The following is a 2982-nucleotide window of genomic DNA, read 5'->3' on the forward strand; positions in this document are numbered from 1 at the left end:
CTGTTCTGATATCGGTGTATCTCCTCTTTCACGCACTCATCGGGATGGGTGATGTACGGCTCTTCACTCTTGCCTGTGTGGGGGCCCTTGCTGTCACTATTGTCGTCAACCGATATGCACGGCTCATCCCCGGAGTCGGTATAGGGGCGCCGTTCTTCCTGCCGCCGCTTGCTGCTCTTATCTGCGGGATCCTGCTTGCAGGAGGATTTGGGCTGAGTGCCGCTATCATTGCCTATGTGAGCGGGACAATCGGGACGCTTCTTGGAGCAGATCTCCTAAATCTCAGGAAGATCGGATCCCTTGGGGTGCCAATTGTCTCTATCGGGGGTGCCGGGACGTTTGACGGGATCTTTCTGTCCGGGATTATCGCAGCGTTTTTGGCGTGATGGGGATTGGATGTGTAAAAGGTGTGAGAGTTGGTTTGGTGGATCGGGTCTGGAAGAAGAGAGGGGTGGAACCGGGCTTGCAGAATTTGAACGGGGTTTGGAGAGTGAGGTGGATGATGAACCTCTCACTGATGAGGAGATTGCCGAGATCCAAGAGGCTCTGGAAGAGGTTGACCGGGGTGGGTTCGTCACCCATGAAGAACTGAAACGGGATCTGGGGCTTGAATGAGTGGAATCACCGGGGTGATTTCGATTTTTTCTGGCTTATATTAATATGGCTTCCGATAATAGTATGTTGAAGAAGTATTGCGTATGACATCACTCTCCTCACAGGGTAATTCTTGTAGACATGATCTGGATGAGCGGGCGAGGGAACGGATTATCGGTGAGATCGCTCAAGTCTTCGCTTGCGACTTGGAACTCACTGCTGATGTTATTGTGGTGTATATTTTCGGCTCATTTCTGAAAAGCAATCGATTTAATGATATTGATATTGGGGTTCTGGTGTCTGGGGAGAGAAAACCCTATGATTACTTTAAATATGGTATGCGAATTGCCTCTGTTATAGAACAACGTATTTCTCCGCGGTGTGAGGTTGATCTTCGTCTTCTCAATGGTGCTCCCGTTCGTTTCCTCTATGAGGTGGTACGGAGCGGCCGACTTGTTTTTGCCCGTGATGAGGATGAACGTAGCTCATTCGAGGCAGATGTTCTGACACAGTATCTTGATCTGCTTCCGATGTTTGAGATGATGGATAAGGCGTGTATTTCACCGGTGAAAGGATGAGGATATATCATCATATTGATGAATTTAAGAATGCATTAGCTGACTGGAAACGCTATCGTTCCATATCTGAGGATCTATTTGTTTCAGATAGGGATACGAGAAACATGGTTATGCATGCGATGATGATCTCTATTCAATCTTCAATTGATATTGCGGCAGACATAATCGCCGATGGAAAATTGGAAAAGCCTGGTAGTTATCGGGAAGCTTTTGAAATTCTGGGGAAGCATTCGATTATATCAGAAAGGTCTGTTCAGGATCTCTCAGATCTGGCTGGTTTTCGGAATATCCTCGTTCATAGGTATGGTGATCTTGATATTGGGCAGGTCTATGCTATTCTTCAGCAGGATTACTGTGTACTTGATACATATCTTGGTGCAATACAACGCTATCTCCAAAAGATGGCTTAATCAACCCTTTTATCCTCAAAATATCTCTCTTCTGGTGGTTCTCTTTTGCTCATGCTTGGATGTGGATCCTATCATGCCACAATTTGCTAAGCGACTTTTCTGATTGATTTGAGGGTGGTTATTCACACCATCGATTCTGGAAAAGCCCATATGGTTCTGCTTAGGGTCATGTGAGCTCTTTATTTGCTTTTCTAGAAATTTTGCAATTTCTGTGTTTTCCGAGGTGTCGTCTGTGCCACTCACCTCTCATCACCATCTCTGTATAAACTCGTATATGGTTTATTGCGGATCGGCTGGATGGATTCATGAGTGTAGATTCTCTCTTGTTTCAAAGCAGTATTGTATTCCGCTGATCAATTGAATGACTTAAAATAGGGTTAAAAATCGTTATTTTGATCTAATGAAACCATTTCAGAGTTCCCAGAAGTGTTGTGAAAAGGGCAGAATAGGCATTATTCGAAAAAGATTCAAACAGAAAAGGAAAAGTAGTCCGGAGCAGATTCGAACTGCTGTCGGGGGATCCAGAGTCCCCCATGATTGACCGCTACACTACCGGACTATTGTGCCATAATATGTGATTCCTGATGATTAATGAACCTGACGGAAATCCCCGGTCTGGTGGAGTCTTCAGGGAGTTTTTCTTCAACAATAATCCCGTATCCCGCAGGAGATCACATATGGAATCTCTGCATGTGATATGGCGGGAATAAGACGAAAAAAGAAGAAAATAGCGAGAAAAAGCGATGAGGGTTAAATATTCTCCGCTCTCTGGCATCCCCGGCATGCTGCACAGACAATTTCCAGGGGCCGGATCAGTGTTCCCTCACCACAGAATGGCGGGATGTCGGCAACATCCCTCTTATAATAGATGTGCGGGACAAGCGAGATATGGGTGTATGCTCCAACCGGCACGCCGACTGCCTCTGCAATACACTGCTGGAGGCGTGCCAGTGCATACATATTTGCACCTGCTGCCGAGAGCATGTCATTTGAACGGAAGACGACCTTCATATCAAGGAGCCGTGCATCTCCTTCCTTCCGGATGACGCACTGGATCAGCTGGAGGCAGGGGCAGTCGTCCAGTGTTTCGTCAATTGCGGGGTTCCATGTGACGGCGACTGCCCGCCTGCTGACTGGCTCATTCTTTAGCTTCTCTATAATGTACCTGATCTGGTCGGCATGGATGTCGCCTTCCTTGAGTTTGAGTCCCTGCCCCCAGTCGAAGAGGCGTGAATGGTAGTCATATTCAAAGACGGCATCAGAGCCATTGATAAGGCCGTCTGCATAGCTCTCCAAAAACGCGTTTCTAAACCGTGAATGGGTACTTGCCATCGGCTCAGCTAGCGGATTCTCGACCCGGAGTGCAATCTCGTCGGTTTCAAGTGTTTCCTCGCTGTTCT

At 47.1% G+C, this 2982-nt stretch carries 5 protein-coding genes and 1 tRNA gene; 4 read left to right on the forward strand and 2 right to left on the reverse strand.

The genetic code is table 11. The annotated features are described in order from the left end of the window. The 4 genes from QCH34_RS09915 to QCH34_RS09930 all read left to right on the forward strand — a co-directional run. A partial coding sequence (locus QCH34_RS09915) for a DUF1614 domain-containing protein (protein ID WP_300333544.1) occupies positions 1 to 386 on the forward strand: 386 nt, incomplete at its 5' end. 10 nt (positions 387 to 396) lie between these two features. After that, positions 397 to 615 carry a hypothetical protein gene (locus QCH34_RS09920; RefSeq protein ID WP_300333546.1) on the forward strand — a complete coding sequence of 73 codons (219 nt, stop codon included), beginning with the start codon at positions 397 to 399 and terminating at the stop codon, positions 613 to 615. A gap of 83 nt (positions 616 to 698) precedes the next feature. After that, a complete protein-coding gene (locus tag QCH34_RS09925) occupies positions 699 to 1172 on the forward strand; it encodes a nucleotidyltransferase domain-containing protein (protein ID WP_300333548.1) in 474 nt (157 codons plus the stop codon). Further along, positions 1169 to 1582, forward strand: coding sequence for a HepT-like ribonuclease domain-containing protein (locus QCH34_RS09930; protein WP_300333553.1), 414 nt, complete (start codon positions 1169 to 1171; stop codon positions 1580 to 1582). Before QCH34_RS09925 ends, QCH34_RS09930 begins: the two co-directional genes overlap by 4 nt. Before the next feature lie 486 nt (positions 1583 to 2068). Here the strand turns inward: QCH34_RS09930 and QCH34_RS09935 are convergent. Together QCH34_RS09935 and QCH34_RS09940 are read right to left on the reverse strand one after the other, a co-directional pair. After that, positions 2069 to 2141: transfer RNA gene (locus tag QCH34_RS09935), tRNA-Gln, on the reverse strand. A 191-nt stretch (positions 2142 to 2332) separates the two neighbouring features. Then, on the reverse strand, positions 2333 to 2982 hold a 650-nt coding region (locus tag QCH34_RS09940), incomplete at its 5' end, for a thymidylate synthase (protein WP_300333558.1).

It is taken from the genome of Methanocalculus sp., assembly GCF_029762515.1.
In the GTDB taxonomy this organism is placed as follows: domain Archaea; phylum Halobacteriota; class Methanomicrobia; order Methanomicrobiales; family Methanocorpusculaceae; genus Methanocalculus.